Annotated in this window: 1 protein-coding gene; it reads left to right on the top strand. The window is 73.1% G+C overall.

Annotation, left to right across the window (positions count from 1 at the left end):
• Window positions 1-562, top strand: a 562-nt coding sequence (locus DS839_RS37160) for a phosphotransferase (RefSeq protein ID WP_368912137.1), incomplete at both ends; no start/stop codon positions are given.

Here is a 562-nt window from a genome sequence, read left to right as displayed (position 1 = left end):
TATTTCATCCAGGGGCTGTTCCGGGACGTGCTGATTCCCGATCGCAACCTGGTCCAGCACCACGCCCGCCATGGCCCGCGCCATGCCCTCAAGCCCTGGCTGGTCACCGCTGCCGGCGTGGCCGGGCTCGGCACCCTGGGCGTGCTGGGCCACGCCTACTGGCACAACCACCAGACCCTGCTCGCCGTCGACCAGCGCCTGACGGCGATGAGCCGGGCCGACGACGGCGAGCGGCTCGCGCTGCTCAGCCGGTGGGCCGCCGAGCGCCACGGCCTGCCGGCCGAAGAGATCGACCTGCGCCTGGCCGCCGGCGACGCCAGCTTTCGCCGCTACTACCGGCTGTCGCTGCCGGGTGGCGTCACCCGAATGCTGATGGATGCCCCGCCGGAGCAGGAGGACAGCCACCCCTTCGTGGCCATCGCCCGGCGCTGGGCCGCCGCCGGCCTGCCGGTGCCGCGTCTTCACGGCGAGGACCTTGCCCGCGGCTTCCTGGAGCTCGATGACCTGGGCGATACCCCCCTGCAGGCCTGCTTCGGCCACGAGGACGACGCCGCCACCCTGG

The sequence above is a fragment of the Taklimakanibacter deserti genome (assembly GCA_003574785.1).
The sequence above is the reverse complement of the archived record's forward strand: the minus strand, read 5'-3'. Positions and strand labels throughout refer to the sequence as shown.